9 protein-coding genes are annotated in these 20,146 nt (G+C 55.8%); 1 reads left to right on the top strand and 8 read right to left on the bottom strand.

Going from position 1 to position 20,146, the window contains the following annotated elements; translation table 11 throughout:
- Positions 1 to 7: 7 nt before the first annotated feature.
- Complete coding sequence (locus LX87_RS02090; protein WP_111626510.1) at positions 8 to 3,067, bottom strand: SusC/RagA family TonB-linked outer membrane protein; 3,060 nt, start codon at positions 3,065 to 3,067, stop codon at positions 8 to 10.
- 172 nt (positions 3,068 to 3,239) lie between these two features.
- Entirely contained in the window at positions 3,240 to 4,580 is a 1,341-nt protein-coding gene (locus tag LX87_RS02085; protein WP_111626509.1) for a sugar porter family MFS transporter, read from the bottom strand.
- Between the two features lie 100 nt (positions 4,581 to 4,680).
- Here LX87_RS02085 and LX87_RS02080 point away from each other — a divergent pair, with 100 nt between their 5' ends.
- Complete coding sequence (locus LX87_RS02080; RefSeq protein ID WP_111626508.1) at positions 4,681 to 5,577, top strand: AraC family transcriptional regulator; 897 nt, start codon at positions 4,681 to 4,683, stop codon at positions 5,575 to 5,577.
- Here LX87_RS02080 and LX87_RS02075 read toward each other — a convergent pair.
- From LX87_RS02075 to LX87_RS02050, 6 genes are all read right to left on the bottom strand, one after another.
- Positions 5,574 to 8,939, bottom strand: coding sequence for a tetratricopeptide repeat protein (locus LX87_RS02075; RefSeq protein WP_111626507.1), 3,366 nt, complete (start codon positions 8,937 to 8,939; stop codon positions 5,574 to 5,576). The genes LX87_RS02080 and LX87_RS02075 overlap by 4 nt on opposite strands.
- A gap of 30 nt (positions 8,940 to 8,969) precedes the next feature.
- Positions 8,970 to 11,855 carry a DUF8487 domain-containing protein gene (locus tag LX87_RS02070; RefSeq protein ID WP_111626506.1) on the bottom strand — a complete coding sequence of 962 codons (2,886 nt, stop codon included), beginning with the start codon at positions 11,853 to 11,855 and terminating at the stop codon, positions 8,970 to 8,972.
- Positions 11,856 to 12,066: 211 nt separating this feature from the next.
- On the bottom strand, positions 12,067 to 13,587 hold the full coding sequence (locus tag LX87_RS02065; RefSeq protein ID WP_111626505.1) for a PQQ-dependent sugar dehydrogenase: 1,521 nt from the start codon (positions 13,585 to 13,587) through the stop codon (positions 12,067 to 12,069).
- A 4-nt stretch (positions 13,588 to 13,591) separates the two neighbouring features.
- Positions 13,592 to 14,857, bottom strand: a complete 1,266-nt coding sequence (locus LX87_RS02060) for a M14 family zinc carboxypeptidase (RefSeq protein WP_229310516.1) — start codon at positions 14,855 to 14,857, stop codon at positions 13,592 to 13,594.
- A gap of 104 nt (positions 14,858 to 14,961) precedes the next feature.
- Complete coding sequence (locus LX87_RS02055) at positions 14,962 to 16,404, bottom strand: RagB/SusD family nutrient uptake outer membrane protein (protein WP_111626504.1); 1,443 nt, start codon at positions 16,402 to 16,404, stop codon at positions 14,962 to 14,964.
- Positions 16,405 to 16,429: 25 nt separating this feature from the next.
- Positions 16,430 to 19,900: a TonB-dependent receptor gene (locus LX87_RS02050; RefSeq protein ID WP_229310515.1), complete on the bottom strand. Its 3,471-nt coding sequence runs from the start codon at positions 19,898 to 19,900 to the stop codon at positions 16,430 to 16,432.
- Positions 19,901 to 20,146: the final 246 nt, after the last annotated feature.

Genomic DNA, 20,146 nt, shown 5'->3' with positions numbered 1-20,146 from the left:
AGCGGAATTACAGACCAAGGTTAACGCCCACCGTAAACATCCGGGCGCGCGGATAGGCATCGTAATCATCCCCCCGGTTGAGGTTGTTCTGGCCCTGGTTGTTCACCTCCGGATCGAAGCCTTTGTACTTGGTAATCAGGAACAGGTTCTGGCCGCTGGCGTAAATCCGGGCGCTGCGGATGTACTTGGTATTCAGCGGCAGATTGTAGCCCAGCGCCAGGTTTTGCAGCCGGATAAACGAACCGTCCTGAATGAAAAACGACGACCGGCGGAAGGAAATGAAATCCCGGCGACCATCGATCACGGGCCGACTCGCTCCCGGATTTTCGGGTGTCCAGGAATCGGTCAGGATGTTACCAATCTGGTTGATTTTCTGAACACCGTCGCCCATCTCCGACTGTTGCAGGTTGCGAACATCGTTGCCGTGAACACCGCGGAAGAAGATAGAGAAATCGAAGTTTTTAAACTTGACGCTCGAATTCAGGCCCCAGGTAAATTTCGGGTTCGGGTTGCCGATGTTTACATAGTCGTCGGCGGTGTATTTGCCGTCGCCGTTCACGTCCTCGTATTTGGGATAACCGGCACGGGCCGCGAAGCTTTTGCCTTCGTCGTCGGTCTGGAACAGGCCAACGTATTTGAAGCCCTTCCAGACGCCAATCGCGTTGCCTTCTTCGACCCAGCTACCGAAAACGCCCAGGTGGCCGCTCGTGCTGTTGGCGAAGAAGGGCGTGCTCTGACCCAGATCCAGAATCTCGTTGCGCAGGACCGAAATATTACCGCTCACGTCCCACTTCCAGTCAGAACCGTTGAGGATTTTGTAATTCGTCGAAAACTCGAAACCCTTGTTGGACAGCGAGCCGGAATTGAGCATGATCGTGCTGAAACCCGTGCTCTGCGGAATCGAAACGTCCAGTAGCAGGTCCGTGGTTTTGTTGTTGAACACGTCGAAGGTCATCGACAGACGGTTGTTCAGCAGCGATAGGTCCAGACCCAGGTTCAGCATGGCCGTGCTTTCCCATTTGAGGTCGGGGTTGGCAATCCGGTTCGGGCCGTAACCCGCCACCAGCGTACCACCCAGCACGTAGTTGTACGGCACCAGACCCGCCAGCGACCGGTACACCGGAATCTGCGAGTTCCCCGTTAAGCCGTAGCTGGCCCGGAATTTGAAATCATCGAACACCTTGCTCAACCCCGAATTCTGGAAGAACCCTTCGTTGACCACCCGCCAGCCCAAAGCCGCCGAGGGGAAATTGGCCCATTTGTTACTGGGCCCGAATTTGGACGAACCATCGCGCCGAACCGTAACCGTCAGCAAATACCGGTCTTTGAGGTTGTAGTTGACCCGGCCCAGAAACGATTCCAGCGTCCAGTCAAGCCGCCCGGAGTTAGGCACCTGCGGGCGACTCCCATTCTGCATGTTTACCGAAAATGGATCATCGGAGGGCAGTCCACGCGTGGAAGCCGAATTGAGTTTGTTGCTTTCCTTCTGATACGTGTACCCCAGCGTAACGTCCAGGTTGTGGCCCGGGCGGATTTGCTTGTTGTAACTGAGGATGTTTTCGTTCAGAATGCTGCTGACGTTGCGGTTGGCGCGCTCCAGTTGCCGCGCATACTGCCGACCTGTGTAGGTGTAGTTGTTGTAAAACGTAGTGCGCTCGGCGGTTACGACATCGGCCCCCAGACTGGTCCGGAATTTCAATCCCTCCAGAAGATTGATCGTTAAAGCCGTTGTTCCGAACAGGCGGTTGATGTTGTCCCGGTCGTAGCCTTCCTGGGCCTCGGCCAGCGGGTTGATGTTGAAACGCTGGTCGTAGCTGGGGTAGTTGTAATTGCCGTTCTGGTCGTAAATGGCCACGGTGGGGTCCAGCCCCAGGGCCGTAATGATAATCCCGCCCGGACCACCGCGATCAGTGGCGACGTTGCTGCTCCCCGTACGGTTATACGACCAGCTATTGCTCAGCGTGGCCCGCCCGTTCAGAAAATCATTATCCAGATTCAGGCGAAAGCCGTACCGCTTGAAGAACGTGTTTTTGACAATCCCCGGATTGCTCAGATAGTTGCCCACAAAGGCGTACCGCATTCCTTTCGTCCCGCCCGTAAACGAAAGCTGGTGATTGGAGAGGGCACCGGTCCGCGTAATGGCATCCATCCAGTTTGTGCCTGCGCCGATCTGATTGATTTGCGCATCGGTATAGCGCGGACTACCGCCCTGGCTACGTTCCAGAATGTTCAGATAGCGCGCGTAATCGGCACCGTTCAGCACCTCAATGGGCCGGGCAATCTGCTGAATCGAATACGAACCTTCGTAGTCTACCCGGCTGGCGCCTTCCTTCCCGCGTTTGGTCGTAATCAGTACCACGCCGTTGGAACCGCGCGAACCGTAGATGGAGGTTGCGGAGGCATCTTTCAGGATTTCGATGGATTCAATTTCGTTGGGGTTTATCGTCGCCATCGCGTTGCTGGCCTGCCGGTTACCCGATGTTCCCATCGCGCCGTTGTCGGGATACATCGGAAAACCGTCAATCACGTAAAGCGGCTCACTTCCGCTGTTGATGGAGTTGGCGCCCCGCACCCGAATGGAAATACCGCCCCCCGGTGCCGATGAACTCTGCGTCACCTGCACCCCCGGCGCCCGCGACTGAATGGCCTGATCGACCGAAATGACGGGCATTTCCTTAATGGCATCGGCTTTGATCGTGGATACCGAACCGGTCAAATCGCTCTTCCGAACCGTTCCATACCCCACGACCACCACCTCTTCCAGACTGCGGGTGTCGGCTGCCATTCGGATAGTCAGGTTGGTCTGGCTACCGACAACCACTTCCTGCGTGGTGTAGCCTACATAGCTGAAAACCAGCGTTTCGTTCGGGCTGGCGTTGAGCTGAAACGCCCCAGCTGCATCGGTTGTTGTGCCCCGGGTTGTGCCTTTGATGGTGATCGTTGCGCCGGGTATCCCTTCGTTTCGCTCGTCCGTAACCCGCCCCCTGATCGCGTTCTGGGCAAAGGCGGTGAGCGTAAAGCAAACCAACACCACGGCCGTTTGCAGACACCGTAAATAAAAGTGCATAAAAGAAAGAGCTAAGGGTTTAGTTAAGATTTAGGAATTAATAATTAAAGTAGCCAGTTGGTGCGGTAAAATCCAAATCATTATTTGCTTAATTCCAAAAATACAAAGGTTACGGGCGGCTTTCGCTAAATCAATAGCCGTAATTTTGATTAAGATGGATAATCTTACGGTTTCAATGTCCCACAAACGTCCCTTCCAGTTCCTCAAGCGTTCTGCCTTTCGTTTCGTAGACGTTCCGCCGGACAAACCAGAAGCCCAGCAGACAAATCAGTGCATACAGCCAGAACGGACCGTAGGTTCCCAGCCATTCGGCCAGAATCGGGAATGTGAAGACCAGGACAAAATACGAGCCCCAGAGCGCCAGTACGGCCACCGAAAGGGCCAGCCCCCGGACTCGGTTCGGGAAAATCTCCGAGATCAGAACCCAGGTGATGGGGGCCAGCGACGTAGCATACACGCTGATCGCCAGAAGCACAAACACCGACAGCAGCCCCGACGACGCGCCGGTTTTCAGCAGCGTCGCAATCACGACGTACAGCACCGCCAGGCCGAGCGTACCGATGAGCATCAACGGTTTGCGGCCCAGCTTATCAACCTGCCACATCGCCACCAGCGTAAACACCAGATTAACCGCCCCAATCGCAACGGTTTCAAAAAGTTGACGGTCCAGATTGGCCCCGACGGTTTCGAAAATCGTGGAAGTATAGTTAAACACCACGTTGATTCCGCACAATTGTTGCAGCACCGCCAGCCCCATGCCCACAAAAACCGCCGGACGGACGCTTTTTTCCCACAGCATTTGCAAGGAAGGTTTATGGCTCCCTTCCATAGATCGATTAATCGCCGTAACCGTTTGCTGGACAAACGATTCTCCGCCAATCCGGCGTAAAATGGTTTCGCCCTCGCCTACTCTGCCCGTCTGTACCAGCCAGCGCGGACTTTCGGGAAGCCAGAACACGCCCACCAGAAAGCCGAGCGACGGCACCGCCCCCAGCCCGAACATCCAACGCCAGGCATCGGGACCGCTGTCGGCCAGGCTGTAATTCACCAGATTGGTCACGAGAATACCGATAACAATGGTCAACTGGTTGATGGACACATTGCGGCCCCGGACTTCGGCGGGCGAGATTTCGGCGATATACAAAGGGCTGAGGGTAGAGGCCATACCGACGCCAATACCAGCAAAAAACCGCATGGCGATGAAGACGGACAAGGTTCCGGAGAGGGCCATGCCAATAGAGGACAGCGCGAAAATTAGGGCCGCCACCATCAGGCCGGGTTTGCGCCCGTAGCGGTCGGCCAGATTACCCGCCAGCACACAGCCCACCATGCAGCCCAGCGCCAGCGAACCCGTCAGAAAGCCCTCCCACCAGGCCGTCAGCCCAAAATTAGTACGCAGAAAGGGGAGCGCGCCCGAGATAACGGCAAAATCAAAGCCGAACAGGTAGCCGCCCAGAGCCGAGATAAAGGCGATGCCGAAAATGTAACTGGTGTTGAGACCGCTGGTTGCCATAACGGTTGGGAATGAATTAACGATAGGGTTTAGAAAGAAAAAGAGTTGGTTCTGTATTTTTACGGGGCAGTGCCTACCCAAACCCAGCGAAAAAACCGTCATGATCAAGAAGAAAGAAGGCTTTGCCGGACAGCGTAGTTGCGTTTTGCCCAGCGACCTGCAAAAACAGATTGCCGTTCATCCGCTTTGCGAATCGTTGTACATTACCGATATCGGTTATTACCCGAAAGCCGCTTTTCACGACCGCGAACGCCGGAAGGGCAGCCCGCAACACATTCTGATTTACTGCGTCCAGGGCGAAGGCTGGTATCTTCTTAACGACCAGAAATATAGCGTCAAGCCCAACCAGATGTTTATTCTGCCCGCTGAGCTGGCCCACCGCTACGGCACCGACGCCCGGAATCCCTGGACGATTTACTGGCTGCATTTTACGGGTTCGCGTGCGCATCATTTTCTGGATTTTTTAAAGTCGGGCCACGATAGGCCGGGTCAGGACTTCGCCCCGGTTACCGTGTCGCCCCAACCCGAACGTTTTCAATTGTTTGACGATATTCTGGCGCACGTTGAAATGTCGTTTAACCTGGACAATGTTATTTACGCCAACAGCAGTTTGTCACGCTTTCTGGCGACGTTCAACAACGCGGTTTACAACCCTAGCCCGCTCGCCCAGCCGGAAAGTGACCCCATCAGCCGGACCATCACGTTCATGAAAGAAAACCTGAGCAAGTCGCTGAGTCTGGAAGAACTGGCCCAGGTGGCGGGTATGTCGGCTTCGCATTACTCGGCGGTTTTTCGGGCTAAGGTGCAAAGTGCGCCCATCAACTTTTTTACTTTTTTAAAGATTCAGGAAGCCTGCCGCCTACTCGAAAACACCCGGTTCCGGATCAAGGAAGTGGCCTACCAGATCGGCTATGGCGACCCCTATCATTTCAGCCGGGTTTTCTCGCACATCATGGGCGTGTCGCCCCGCGACTTCCGCCAGCGCCGGAAAGCCTAACCCGACATTTCCGGCAGTGCCAGAAACTGGACCATTTTCTTGTGCAGGGCCGCGCCCTGGTGGGTCCCATCCAGCGCCAGCACCCGATCAAAACAGTCGATAGCCCGCTGCGTATGCCCGTTGCCCAACCCCAGATACCCCAACCCCATGAGGTAATCGCAGTGAATGCGGTTGCGCTCGTTCAGGTCGGCGTCAAACACCAGCAGGTCGGGCAGCGAAACAGCAAAATAGTCGATCTTGATCGTATCATTTCGGTGCATCTGGCCGTACTCGATCAGGCGATTGAAAAGCGATTCCGCCCGCTCGTGCTGACCGAGCTTTTTGCGAGCCAACCCCTGGTAAAACAGTTTGTCCGGCTGCTGATCGTTGTAAAAAACGGCCTGAACCGGCGCTTCCAGCCCCACCGAAGCCCGCTCGAAATAGCCCCGAGCGGTATTCGGATCGCCTAAGCCTTCATAGGCCAGTCCTTTGAGGTAAAACAGGTCGGGTTCGTGCACGCCGAACAGTTTGCCCTCGCCCAGATTGGGGGGATAGGTTTCGGCGGCTTCCAGCAGCGTCAGGGCTTCGGCGTAATCGGCATTTTGCAGCGCCTGTTTGGCCAGTTCGAGGTGGCAGATCAGGTATTGGCCCACCACCTTGCCTTCGCCCCCCTCCCACGGATGAAACTGCCGACTAGCCAGCAAATCGCGGGCTTTCTGGTGATTGCCCAACTGGTTATACAGCGTAATGCGCTCCAGATAGAGATCATCCCGTTGCTCGGTGACGGTCAGGTGTTTTTCTAGCAAGGCAAGTCGCTCGGCGGGCGGATGGTTCAGCTTTTTGTATAACTGATCGAGTTCCATCAGCACCCGCGCATCCATCGGGTCGAGCGCAAAAGCCGTTTCCAGTGCCGTCCGCGCCCGGTCGGGTTGGTGACGCTTGTTGTAATAGGCCAGCGACAAATTCCGGAACACCGTCGGGAAAGTATCTTTCAGATTAACCGAACGTTCCCAAGCAGCAATGGCTTCGTCGTACTGCCGGTTGGCATACCAGAAATTACCGAGGAAATACCAGGTGTGGGCGTGATTAATTGACTGATTATCGTCTGTTTGCGAAGTCGCCCATTGCAAAACCTGCAACTCCTCCAAGCGGTTGGGAAACACAAAGTCCGGGCTGGCCTCCGTGGCTTTTTTAAGGTACTCCCGAGCGGTTTGGGCGTCTCCCAACTGGTGATGAAAATAGGCCAGAAAGTAATACACCATCGGGTAAACGGGTTGCCCGGATGCCAGCAGTTCCGTCAGCAGGGCAATGGCTTCGTCGTACAGACCGGCCCGGCTGTAATCCAGCGCATAAGCCAGGTAATTATGGACGTAAAACCGCATCAGTTCGTTTAGCTCCCGGCGGGTTTGGGCGGCTTTCAACGGGTTATCCGCTTGCTCGATAAGCGATTTTTCGAACAGGCAGCCAAAATGAAAGCGGTCGATGGCCAGCGTGTCGTCGATAAGCCGGAGAGCTTCCGCCGTCCGCCCGGTCTTGCGCAGCAGAGCCGCTTTCAGGTGCCTCGCCGAATGCCCGTGCCATTTTCGAATCAGCGACTGTTCGACCAGTTTTAGCGCTTTGTCGTAGGTTTTGCGTCGGGTGGCAACGCGGGCCAGCTCGAGGAAACTGGTGTCCTGCCAGGCCGCATTCCAGGTGGCTTTATAGAACGCATCGTAGGCTTCGGCGTCGCGGCCCAGTAGTTGCAGACAAAGACCGAGGTTGTAATACGGTTCGCCGTCGTAGGGGTTGGGGTTGCGCTGCGTCAGGGTCTGAATGGCCCGCCGGAAATACGGTTCGGCCCGCGCGATTTGCCCCCGCCGGAGCAGCCAGAGCCCCATCGCGTTGTTGCAGCGAACGTCGCCCGGGTCGCGACGGAGGGCTTCCTCGTAGTAATCGGTGGCCGCGTAGGTCGCGTGGCGGTATTGCTCGATGTGCAAACCCGTCAGGTACAACTGCTCGTTGTTCTCTACCTCGGCGGGGTCTTTGGCGGCCTGGGCCGGTTCCGGTATTGCCTGCTCTATGGGTTCTTCGGGCTGGTAAGTGACTAGCTCAATACCGTCAGCGGTTTCAACGCTCACGCTCAGGCTGGCCGGCTTTTCAATGGGTTGGCTGACTTCGTAGAAAAAAGGTTGTTCCGGCGTAAGATCAACGGTTTGTTCAAATACAACTTCTTCATCCTGGGTTAGCCGGACGATGGCACCGGGATACACGGCAGTTGCATACACCCCGACCCGAACGGTTTCTTCCGTCCATTCCAGGTTCACGGCGGCTTCTTTCGTGGCATTTTTGACCAGCCCGATTTCACTGTACGGCATGAAATACTGCGTAAACTGGCGTTCTTCGTTGGGCATAATCCACGAAAAATCCGGTTGATTGTCCGTAAACACGCCGGTCATCAGTTCGATATACGGGCCATCTTCGTCGGTCAGGTTGCGGTCCCAGGCGTAGCCAAACTCCCCGTTGCCCCAGGTCCACTGTTTTTTGCCCGGCGACAGGTGATGATCGGCCACGTGCAGCAAACCGCCCCGGCTGTCGTGTTCGTAGCCGCCCATGAAATCGTACTTCGATGCCACGGCCATGTACGAGGTCGGTACCGGAATATTTTTGTAGCGGGAAATGTCGGTGCCCGGCGAATAATCCACTTTATAGTACGTCCCCCGCGCAATCGGGAAGGAAGAAACATCGCGCCGTCCGTGATCGTATACCGCGTACACATCCGGCGGAAACACGGACTGGTAATGGTCGTTGACCTTCACGGCGGGGTTGGCCCACCACAGAAACGTCTGCGGCATCGGGGTACGGTTATAAAGAACGCCCTGAATTTCCAGATACGCCTTGTCGGGATACAGCCGAAAACCGGCCATGCCCTTTGTGTGAAACATCCGTTCCACCTCGCTGACCCACACCGTTTTAGAGCCGTCGGGATGCGCTTCGGTGGTGTAATCCACCGGCTCGAACGTGCTGGGGCGGTGGTGCTGCGGCCAATTGAACTCAATCCCACCCGAAATCCACGGCCCCGTTAGTCCCACGAGCGCGGGTTTAATGACCCCATTGTAATAGATAAAATGACGGTTTTTGATCTTGTCGTACGCCATCTGAATCCGGCCACCCAACTGGGGCAAAACCATGATTTTCAGGTACTGGTTTTCGAGAAAAACCGCCTGATACGCCCGGTCTTCCTTGTGATCGTCGATCTTCTCGATGACGGCATTGGGGTACACCACGCCACTGCTGCCCTGGTAGACCCGTTTTTCGAGAAACATCGGATTTTTTTCGGGAGCGCCGACACCGTAGGTGGGAATGATAACCGACTCTTCCCACACGTTTACTTCCTGCAAATCCATAGATTCGTTTAGCGGTGTTGATAGGTTCGTTTACTTCTTTTGGGCCGGGCTGATCAGCGTCGTTTCCTGCTGGAACAATTGACTAATCTGATCAGCGGAAAGCTCATGGCCCGGCTTAAACCGACTGCTGTTCATGTAGTTTAACAGGCTGTATTTCAGTTGCCGGGCTGCGGACCGCTGGGCCAGATTATTGTCCAGGTCGATGCTGCAAACCAGCAGGTTCCCTTTGCCGACACGCCCCTCGAACGCCAGCGACAACCGACGGTTTTCGAACCAGGTATCAATCGGCTGAATCAGGGGACGGAGCGTTTTCGGGAAATCGTTGAGGATGACGGTTTGGGAATGGCTGACCAGATCCTGCCACTGGTAGTTGCTGCTGGCTTCGGTCGGGAATGCCGCAAACAGCGGGTGCGCCGGATCGCAGAGCAGTCCCAGCGTGTGCGGAGCCTGCCCTTTCGTCCAGGAGGTATTCCAGAACACGCTTGAAAAACCAATTTCCACTTCGGCCCCTTTGCCCTTCCGGACGTGGCCATAGGACAACAGCAGCACGTTCGCGCCGTTTTGCAACTGGTTTACCACGTCGTCGGTTAGCGAGTGGGCGACGATTACTTTCCCCCTAGCTGCATCGGGATTGACCCCCGTCGGGTACACCCAGAAATTCCAGGTGTTGGTAACATCCGTGCCCTTCAAGGCCACTTTCAGCGTCAGCATCTCCGGTTTCTTAAAGCCAGCTAGCGGCAGGTGAACGGTGCCCACGGTTTGCCCGTTGTCGATGGCAACCCGGTCTTTTTGCAGGGTTCCGCTTCGTTTCACTTTGCCCGACGCATCCAGCACCTGCCAGATCACGGTTTGATTCGTCAATTCCTGCGGACCAAAATGAGCAATTTCGAGGGCGGCCTGTAACGTCTCGTTGTTTTCGTAAACGAGTTTGTCCAGGCGAGCCAGCAAAACCGTATTGTTGCAAAACGTACGGTATTCTTCGGGCGTCGTGTACCCTTTTGATTCCCAGAAAACGTCCAGCGCCCCGACCAACGCCGTGCCCTGGCCCGGGAAATCGTGCAGGCCCAGCAGTTGAAAACCGGCAAAACCGGGCGTACGCAGGGCGGCTTCGATGTCGGCTTTGTAACAGAGGGTCTGCAACCGGCCTGATGAATGCAGGAAGGCTTCTGCCTGATCGCCCATCCCGGCTTCTTCGAGCGTTTCTTTGAAAATCTCGAAATTGGTCGGCTTCAACACGCCCTTGTATTTGGCCATTTCCCCGAAATTCGGGTAGACGCACCACTGCCCGATTTCGTGGCTGATGTAAGGCGCTGAAGCCTTTTGAATGATTTCCCGCCAGTCGTAGCCGGTTTGGGGAGGCTTCGCATTAATAATGCTGTTGACGCCCTGCCCCCACTGCTGAATCCGGGCGTCGGAGTGAATGTGGAACTGGTTTTCGGGCAGCATCGGCCAGCCCGCACCGCTCGTATAGAGCCGCCGACCGTCTTTTTGCTTGAAATGCTCGACCCAACGACCCAGAAAATCCGACTGAAACGCCCCGCCCGGTTCGTTGCCGTATGACATCATGCAGAACGACGGATGGTTGCCGTAGGCTTTCAGAATGCGCTCCGATTCCCGGTAAATGAAGTCGTCGATTACGCCACCGGTCCCGACGGCGCTGCTCTGGTTGGCCCAGAGCGGACTTTCCACGTACAGGTACATCCCCAGCCGGTCGGCCACGTCAAAAGCCGCTTCGGGTGGGCACCACGAGTGGAAACGCAGGTGATTCAGGCCGTAGGCTTTAGCCGTTTTCATGATTTTTTCCCAGTACGGTTCGGTGGTGGGTGGGTAACCCGTTAGCGGAAAAGCCGCGCAATCCACGTCGCCCCGCAGAAAGATAGGCCGTCCGTTGATGGTCAGTCGGGTGCCGCTGGTTCCCATTTCGCGCATCCCGAATGGCACCGTTTTTTCGGATAATACCTCGCCCTGCTCACTGACCAACTGGGCGCGCAACTCGTAGCGGTTGGGCGTAAATTCGTCCCAGAGCTGCGGGTTCGGAATAGCGTAGGTGGCCGTGACGGTGGTTTCTTCGGTGGAAAAATTGACGGGCTGCTCCTGATTGGGCAGGGCCGTTGCGTTAGGCTGTACCGGTTTGGCCTGGAGAATAATCTTGCCCCGGAAGGTTTGCCGCCGGGGCTGGTGCAGGTCCAGCGTTACGGCAATGGTTTTGGTTGCCAGTTTCGGATAGACCTGAACATCGTCGAGGTAGGTAGTCGATCCGGCAGTTAAGGACAGGTCGCCGACCAGACCGTTCCAGTTCGTCTGGGTGTGGTCCGCCACGCTGTGGGAATTGGGACCGATGTGCATTTTGTAGCGGTTGTCCACCCGCACGACAATCGTGTTCCGCCCCGGGCGCAGGGCTTTGCTCAGGTCAAACTGATGGGGCGCCACCAAGCTGTTGCGGGTGCCGCAGAACTGGCCGTTGACGTACACCATCGTCTCCCAATGGCACCGTTCAAGGTTCAGCGTAATCTGCTTTTTGGCCCAGTCAGCGGGAATATCGATTTGTCGTTTGTACCAGGCCGGACCGGTGTAGTACTTGACGGGCTTGAGCCAGAAGGGAATTTTAACGTCGCCCTGGCGGTATTTCTGGTAGCGCTCCGAAACAAAATAAGTGCTGTCAAAAACATCCCCTGTCCAGGGCGTTTGCAAGGTTATGTCGTTGCCTTTGCCGTTTTCGGCGAGCGAACCGGGTAGCGTAACCCGGTCGGTGTACTCCATTTGCCACCAGTGCTGGCGCAGGCCCAGGTCGTTTGGGTCCAGGCGAAGTTGCCACTCACCGGCTAAGGAGAGTTTGTTCTGACCGATCGCCCGATTTGAAAAGGCAAACCCGATAGCGAGCGCAAAAAGACAGATGCCCAGCCACTTTTTTTGCATACGCAGAAGTTGGTTACGAAGAATCAGCTTGGAGAATATGCAAAAAACACAAGTTTATACCCGATAAACCATAGCCTTAATTCGGAAAAAGATGGATGATTTAATGGAAAAGATTAAAAGGAGCGTTCGAAGAATCGACAGCGTTACACATTGCAAGGGCCGTCTACCCTTCTGTGATGGCGGTATACGAACCTTTTAGAGTGCTTATCCATCATTTTTTATCAGCCCGGACCTGCTTGATTTCCTCGGCAGAAACTCCGGAAGCCTCCCCGGCCAGTTTGACGCGGACATACGAGACGACTTCGGCCAGTTGCTTATCGGACATAAAACCAAAAGCCGGCATTCCTTCCCCGGACGCCGATTGAGAACCGGTCAGGATAAACTTAATCAGCGCCTTTTTATCCCCTTTCAGCCGGGACGAAGCGACCAGCGACGGAAACGAACCCGGAACCCCACGCCCATCCGGTTTGTGGCAGGATGCACAATAGCTCGCGTACAGCAAAGCCGCCGGTTCTGCGTCGGCGCTTTTCTGAGCCTTCGCCACCCGCGCTGCTTTCGGAATGGTACCGGCGCGGCTGATGCGGATAATCCGGTCATCGGCTGGGATCGGAAAATTGGCAATGGGGTTCCAGTCGCGGTTGCTGGTGCCGATAAAAACCGCACCCGACGGCGATACACACACGTCGCGCAGGCGGCCAAACTGCTTTGAAAAATGAATCTGCTCGTCCACAATCTTCTCCTTTTTGGCGTCCAGCCGCAGCACCCGCAGGCTCTGGTCTTTCAACGTACTGAGTAGCAAGGCGTTTTTCCATTCGGGGATGTTGCCGTCGTAATAATCCATACCGGCCGGGGCAATGGTGGGCGTCCAGGCTTTGACCGGAAACACGGTCGGATGGTCGGCGGCATACCGTTCTTCGTCGGGCAAGTCGCTGAAACCGGCGATATGCGGCCATCCGTAACTGGCTCCCTTCACCACCCGGTTTACCTCGTCGTCGGTGGCATCGCCGTGTTCGGCAATAAACAGATTACCGTTGCTGGCAAACACCAACCCCTGCGGCACCCGGAAACCCATCGCCCAGACCGGACTGCCCGGAAACGGATTATCAGCCGGAATGGTACCGTCGAGGTTCAGCCGGAGCACCTTGCCGTTGGGAAATTTGGGGTCCAGAATCGTTTCCTTTTGCTTCAGATCACCGGTGGCCCACAGGAGTTTCCGGTCCTTGCTGACCACCAGCCGGGAGCCGTTATGCCCCAAATACCCCGGAATCTGGTACAGCAAGACGGGCTTGATCAGGTTTTTGCCGTTGTAGGTATACCGCACCAGTTTGGAGACAATGACGGAATCCGGTTGCATATGGGTGTAATTGATAAACACCTGCGGACTGGTTTTCCAATCGGGATGCAATACCATACTCATCAGCCCCAGCCGCTTGCGGTAATAATCAGGGATTTGCAGCAGGTCCAGAATTTGCCCGGTTTCCGGGTTCAGCCGCCGGACTTTTCCGTCCTGTTCGGTAAACCAGATCCAGTTGTCGGGCCCCCAGACCATATCCCAGACGCCGTTGAGGTTGGTCGCTACGGTTTTCACCTCCAGTCGAGTTGAATCCAGCGCGTAGCTTTCCGTGGGCCCCATCCGGCCATCCAGCAGTTGGGGCACGCGAAAGCTGAGAGATGCAAGCAAAAAGAAGATCGGGCCCGCCCACAAGACCGCCCGGGGCCATCGCTTTTTCATCCGGTTACGGTTTCTGGAAATAATGGTAAAACACCTCCGGCAGTTTGCTGCCCAGTAGCAGCCAGTCCTGCGCCAACGGGGCTTTTTTCAGTCCTGCAATCCACTCGTAATTCAGTTCGTACACCAGGGCCTCGATGCCAAACCGTTCCATAAAGCCTTCGCCCAGCGAGCCGGGATTCCGGAATTGGGCGCTGGTGGAGCCTTCCGTAAACCAGGTGTATTTCCGCAGAAGCGTTTCGAGCTTCTTCATGTTTGCCAGATAAGCCGTGATGTCGCCGGCGGGTCGGCTGATGTGCAGGTTGCCGCCGGGGTCGTTGTGCAGGTCGATGGCCAGGTCCGGCTTTTTGTTTTCCCGAACCATTTTAGCCAGCCACTTTTCCAGGAAATAATTTTCGGGCGCAATCAACGAATCAGCCGCAATGTCCCACTTGCGGTTCAGGTCGTAGCCATTGGCGTTGAACCGGGTCCGGCCCCGGGCCACGCCGTCCTTGTTGGCCATCGGAAGAATGTAAACGCAGTAGTTTTTCAGGTACAGCCGCGACTCGGCATCATCCTTCAACAACCGGTTGACCAGCCCCTCGACCGTCCAGTTGCCGCCCGTTTCGAACGAATGCGCCCGCGCCCGGATAAAAAGCCGTTTCGGAGCTTTCTCGTTGCCGACTTTGATCATCTCCAGCGACCGCCCTTCGGCCGTGTGCCCGATTGGGGTGACGGTAACGAGTTTATGCGTCCGGATTTTGGCCAGAAACCGGTCCAGATCGCTGATGCGGTACGGTTCCAGACTGGCGATGTAGGCGCTGGGGCCGGTCATCTTCACTTTGAACTGCAACCGGTTGCCCGAAATCAACTCGGTCGGGCGGCTTTCCCAGGTTTTGTTGTCGAAGGAAACCACGATGGGCGTCAGTTTGGAAATCGAGCTGGCGGGGGTACGGTTCCAGATGTTGTTAAAGTTCTCGAGAATGATCGTTACCTCCTTGCCCACCGGCGCTTCGACCCGGAAATGAAAGTGATTGACCGCCCGGTTGATGGAAAACCGCTCGTGGTCGTACACCAGACTGCCGACCACCCGGCCTTCGGCATCGACCTCCCAGTTCATCGGAGATGCGTTTTCAAAGCCGGTATGAATAAAAACCGTGGAGGCAGACACGGTATCCATCCGCGCTGATTGTTTGCCGGATACGGACGCATCAGCCTGAGCAATTCCTAAAGTGGTGGTTAACCCACAAAGACCCAAAACCAATGGGCGCAGATAGTTTTTGTAGTTCATCATCAAATGCTCGATACGTAAGCGGAGCGTCCGGCACCGAACGAAGTCGGAAGAAATCCGGCTCAACCCGTGCCGGGCGCTCCTGTGAAACTTAGTTTGACACGGGCCTAAAAGGTATAGCCGGGATTTTGCGTGATGCCCTGCGGATTGACATCAATCTGGGTCTGCGGAATCGGGAAAACCTTGTTGAAATCCTGCACGACCTGCCCCTTAAAATGCCCATTCATCACCGGAACCGCCCGGCCGGTCCGGACCAGATCAAACCAGCGGTGGCCTTCAAACGCCAGTTCGACCTGCCGCTCGTGCTCAATCGCCAGCGCAAAAGCCGCCTTCGACTGACCAGCCGCCAGCGGAGCCAGCTTCGCCCGTTTCCGCACGACATTGATCGCATCCCGCGCTTCTGCCGTTGGCCCACCGTTGACTTCGTTGAGGGCTTCGGCATACATCAAAAGTACATCCGCATACCGGAGCACCGGCCAGTTGTTGTCGGCATCGCCTTCGGTAAAGGGCGTATCCTGGAATTTCAGCGTATACGGATCGGCCACAAACTTACCTGTGACATTGTCCGTATACCCCACCGCCAGCGACGCTTCCTTGCGACTGTCACCGGGTTCGTAAGCGGCAATTAAATCCTCCGTTGGAATGTTCCGGCCACTCGGAAAGCCCACCTTGATGACGGAGGTTCCGGAGTTGCGGGGGGCAAAATTGTTGTAAAAGTTGCTTCCCGTGCCGGTTCCGCCTTTCTTGAACTGCACTTCAAAAAGGGACTCCTGGTTGTTGGCGTTGGCGACCGGCCACAGCGCCTTGTAATCGTCCAGCAGTTTATACGTGCCCTGCTCAATTACCTCTTTGAGTTTGTCTTTCGCTTTGGCAAAATCGCCGGTGGTCAGATACACCTTACCGAGCAAGCCCCGGGCGGCTCCCTTCGTGGCGCGCCCAATGTCGTTGCCGGTGTACGAAACCGGCAGCTTCTGCTCGGCGTCGGCCAGGTCGGCAATGATCTGGCTGTACACCTCCGACGCGGGTCGTCTCGACTGGCTGTATCCTTCCGATACGGATTTCGTTTCAGACACCACCAGCGGCACATCCCCGAACGTCCGGACCAGGTTGAAATACATCAGCGCCCGCAGAAATTTGGCTTCCCCGATAAACCGGTCCCGCATTGCCTGATCCATCGTAGCACCACCGATATGGTCCAAAACCGCGTTGCAGGCCAGAATTCCCCGGTACGTATCCAGCCACATGAGCCGGATGATTTCGTTGGTGGAAGCCATTTTAAACTGGTCGAGTTCGGCATCGGGCAGATTTCCGCCCCCCTCCCAGTTCATCGTGTTATCGGACCGGACTTCACCCACGTTGTAATAAGCATAGCCGTATTCACCCGCGCTGGTCAGCATCCCGTAGGCGGCATTGACGGCCACCTGCATATCGGAGGCATTCCGGTAAAAATTCTTGACGTTCATCGCGTCTTTGGGGGCCAGTTCCAGAAAATCCGAACAACCGGCCAGCCCCAGGCTGAGCGCACCGATGATCAATAGACGAAATTTCATCGTTAAAATAAGTTAAGGTCAGGGTTTAGAAAGTCACATTTAAACCAAGGGTATACGTGCGGGCCAGCGGATAACCGTTGAAATCGACACCGGGCGTCAGCGAGCTGCTTCCATTCAGGCTCTGTTCGGGGTTGTAGCCCCGGTATTTGGTGAACGTGAAGGCGTTTTGCACCGACAGACTCACGCTGGCATTGCGGATGAACAGGGCTTTGCAGGCGGTTTCGGGCAGCGCATACCGCAGGTTGATGTTCCGAATCCGGAAGAACGACGCATCTTCGACCAGCAGGCTCGATACGTAGCTCACGTTGCCGCCCGTCGGAGAAACATTGGCTCTGGGTGTCCGGCCGTCACCCGGTTTTTCGGGCGATTGCCACCGGCCCAGCACATCCTTGCGGCTGTAGCTGCCATTGACCAGACCAATGTTCCGGCGCGAACCGTTCAGCAGTTGCAGCCCCTGCACCCCGTCGCCGAGGATGCTGAGATCGAACCGACCGACGCTGAAATTGTTGGTAATGCCGTAAAAGAAGTCCGGATAGTTGTCGCCGATGATGGTCACATCGTTGGGCGTGATGGTTCCGTCGCCGTCAACATCCCGAAATTTCAGGTCACCCGGACGTGAACCGGTGCTTCCTTTAACCGCCGGACTGTTATCCACCTCTTCCTGCGTCTGGTAGATGCCGATTACGTCGTAGCCCCAGAAGCTGCCAATGGATGAGCCGATGCGGGTAATGTGCGTATTCGGGCTAAACGAAGGGCTTTTGGAGATAATCGGATTGCCTTCCGGCCCCAGCGCCACTACTTTATTCCGGTTGAAGGAAATGTTGAAGTTGGTTGACCACTTAAAGCCGCCCGTGAGGTTTTTCGAATTCACACTGAACTCCCAGCCCCGGTTGTTTACTTTCCCGATGTTCTGCAAGGCGGTTTCGTAGCCGGTCGATCCGGGTACCGGCACATTCAGCAGCAGGTCCGTGGTGTTTTTGTTGTAGTAATCGACGGTGAACATCAGCCGGTTGCGCAACACACCGAAATCCAGACCAATGTCCATTTGCTGCATCATTTCCCAACCGAGTTGATCGTTGGTGATAGACAACGGATAAAGACCGTAGACCACCGTTCCGGTCCCGGCTCCCAGGCTATACCGGCGGTTGCCCAGGAGGCCGATCTGGCTGTAGTTACCAATGGCATTGTTCCCCGCCAACCCGTAACTGGCCCGGATTTTCAGGTCGGTCACGACCGGCTGGTTCTTGAAAAAGTCTTCTTCGGAAACATACCAGCCGACGGACGCCGACGGAAACGTTCCCCATTTGTTGCTGGCCCCAAACCGCGAAGAACCGTCCCGGCGAACGGTGGCCGAGAACAGGTATTTGCTGGCGTAGGTGTAATTAACCCGGCCCAGGTACGACAGCAGCGACCATTCCGAAATACCGGTTCCGCCAGCAGTTACCTGACCGGCGTTCAGCGTCGTAACCAGATCCGTCGGGAAGTTAGTGGCCGCCAGCGACGAGTATTCCGAACGGGCTTTCTGGGCCGTAAAACCCGCCAGCACATCCAGTTCGTGCTTGCCGTTGAAGGTGCGCTTGTAGCTGAGAATATTTTCATTCAGCCAGTTCAAATCCCGGCCGGTGCTGGCCGAAGCCCGCGCCTGAACGGGAGCCGGTACGCCATCTCTCCCGAGGTCGGACGGATAATAAGCGTTCTGCCGGGAATCGGCGTAATCCAGCCCGAAGGAGGTGCGGAACTTTAGTCCTTCCAGAATGCGGATTTCGGCGTAGGCGTTGCCCAGCGTCCGGAAAAACGTCTTTCTATCCTGAATCTTACTGGCAATCGCCACCGGGTTGTCGATCACCCCAATATTATACGGCGAAGGCCCCAGCAGCGTCGTAAAGGAACCGTCGGGATTGTACACCGGCACGGTGGGCGGCAGCGAAAGGGCCGATCCCAGAATCCCGCCCGTAAATACCTGATCTTCCACCGGCAGTAGTTTGTTGGATGAAAATGAAGGCGACAGGTTCAGGCCGATTTTCACGCGGTCGGACGCCTGATGGTCCAGATTGATCCGGGCCGAATAGCGGTCAAAACCGGTATTCATGACAATACCGTCCTGTTTAAAATAAGCGCCCGAGACAAAGAACTGGGTTTTGTCCGTTCCGCCGGAAACCGACAACTGGTGGTTCTGGATGGGTGCGGTGCGGAAAACCTCATCCTGCCAGTCGGTTCCCTTGCCCAGCGATTCGGGGTTCATGAACATTTCCGGAATCTGCAAATTGGCCGGACGCACGCTGTTGGGGTCCGTCGCCTTGCCGCCCCGGTCTACCCAGGCGTTGTTGCGGGCTTCGGTATTGTATTCGGCATATTCGCGGGCATTGAGCATCTCGATTTTGTTGGCCACCTGCTGCAAGCCGTAATAGGTATCGAACTGAACCGTTGATTTGCCCGATTTACCGTGTTTGGTCGTGACCAGCACCACCCCATTGCTCCCGCGCGAACCGTAAATAGCCGCAGCCGAGGCATCTTTCAGTATCTCGATGGATTCGATGTCGTTAGGGTTGATGGTGGCCAGCGGATTCAGGGTGCTGTTGTAATCACTGCCGACCGGAAAGCCGTCGATCACGTACAGCGGTTCGTTACCGGCCCCGATCGAACCCGTTCCGCGCACCCGGACCGAAACCCCACCGCCGGGAGCGCCTTTGGTCTGGGCTACATTTACCCCGGCAATCTGCCCGGCCATGGCCTGATCGAGACTGCTTAAGGGCTGATTGGAGATGCTTTTCATGGGCACCGACGCCACGGAGCCGGTAATGCTGCTTTTGGCCTGAGTTCCGTAACCGACGACAACGACATCATTCAGGGTTTTGGTGTCTACCACCATCCCGAAATTGATCTCCTGCCGGTTTCCCACCCGGATTTCCTGGCTTTTATAGCCGACGAAACTGGCCACCAGCGTCAGGTCGCCGGATTGGGCCAGCGCATCCGGAATGTTCAGGCGGTATTCACCGGCGTTGTCGGTCGTAGTGCCCATCTGTGAATTCTTGACCAGGATACTCACCCCCGGAAACGCGTTGCCGTTCTCGTCGGTCACCTTCCCCCGGATGGGCCGGTTGGCCCGCTGCGGAATTTCTTCAACGGTTTTCTGAATGGGGTTAATAGCCTGCCGGATTTCGGGAAGTTTCAGGGGCAGCAGGCTTTCCGGAGCGGAGACTCTGACCACCTTTTTGAGCACGATGGTCTGGTTGAAAATCCGGTACGAGAGCGGAAGGTTTTGGAAAACAGCCGTCAGCGCCTGGTCAATCGTTGCGTTTTTAACCCGTACCGAAATTTTTTGCGCTTCGGGCAAATCCAGTTTATCATACAGAAACAGGAAACTGGTTTGTTTTTCGATGCTGGTCAATACCGTTTCCAGCGGAGCATTCTTCGCGTTCAGGGTAATGTTCTGGCCCAGGCCGTCGGCCGCGACCTGCGTGAACGTCGCAATCAGCAAAAACAGTATCCGTGTCATGGCGACCAGTAATTTTACACGAAAGCATGCCTGCTTCGCCCGGGGATACCCGGGTAAGAAGTTTATTTTCATAAATTTGTAAAAGTTGAGGAATAGCAGATTGACTTTTGAGAGAAGTTGGGCTTGCCCCTTGACGATTCAGGGAAAATGTTGGCGCATTTTCCCTTCTTTCTAAACACAGGGCAAAGGGTCAGGAAGTCAGTGTACGGTTTGGTGCCATAGGGAAAGGTTTAGGTGTACAAATTT

It is taken from the genome of Larkinella arboricola, assembly GCF_003259745.1.
In the GTDB taxonomy this organism is placed as follows: domain Bacteria; phylum Bacteroidota; class Bacteroidia; order Cytophagales; family Spirosomataceae; genus Larkinella; species Larkinella arboricola.
This window is presented reverse-complemented; position numbering and strand designations above follow the sequence as displayed.

Excerpts from the sequence above, each read along its gene's own strand:
- LX87_RS02090 (WP_111626510.1), bottom strand. The coding sequence starts at position 3,067 with ATGCACTTTTATTTACGGTGTCTGCAAACGGCCGTGGTGTTGGTTTGC.
- LX87_RS02075 (WP_111626507.1), bottom strand. The coding sequence starts at position 8,939 with ATGGATTTGCAGGAAGTAAACGTGTGGGAAGAGTCGGTTATCATTCCC.
- LX87_RS02050 (WP_229310515.1), bottom strand. The coding sequence starts at position 19,900 with ATGACACGGATACTGTTTTTGCTGATTGCGACGTTCACGCAGGTCGCG.
- LX87_RS02060 (WP_229310516.1), bottom strand. The coding sequence starts at position 14,857 with ATGATGAACTACAAAAACTATCTGCGCCCATTGGTTTTGGGTCTTTGT.
- LX87_RS02085 (WP_111626509.1), bottom strand. The coding sequence starts at position 4,580 with ATGGCAACCAGCGGTCTCAACACCAGTTACATTTTCGGCATCGCCTTT.
- LX87_RS02080 (WP_111626508.1), top strand. The coding sequence starts at position 4,681 with ATGATCAAGAAGAAAGAAGGCTTTGCCGGACAGCGTAGTTGCGTTTTG.
- LX87_RS02055 (WP_111626504.1), bottom strand. The coding sequence starts at position 16,404 with ATGAAATTTCGTCTATTGATCATCGGTGCGCTCAGCCTGGGGCTGGCC.
- LX87_RS02070 (WP_111626506.1), bottom strand. The coding sequence starts at position 11,855 with ATGCAAAAAAAGTGGCTGGGCATCTGTCTTTTTGCGCTCGCTATCGGG.
- LX87_RS02065 (WP_111626505.1), bottom strand. The coding sequence starts at position 13,587 with ATGAAAAAGCGATGGCCCCGGGCGGTCTTGTGGGCGGGCCCGATCTTC.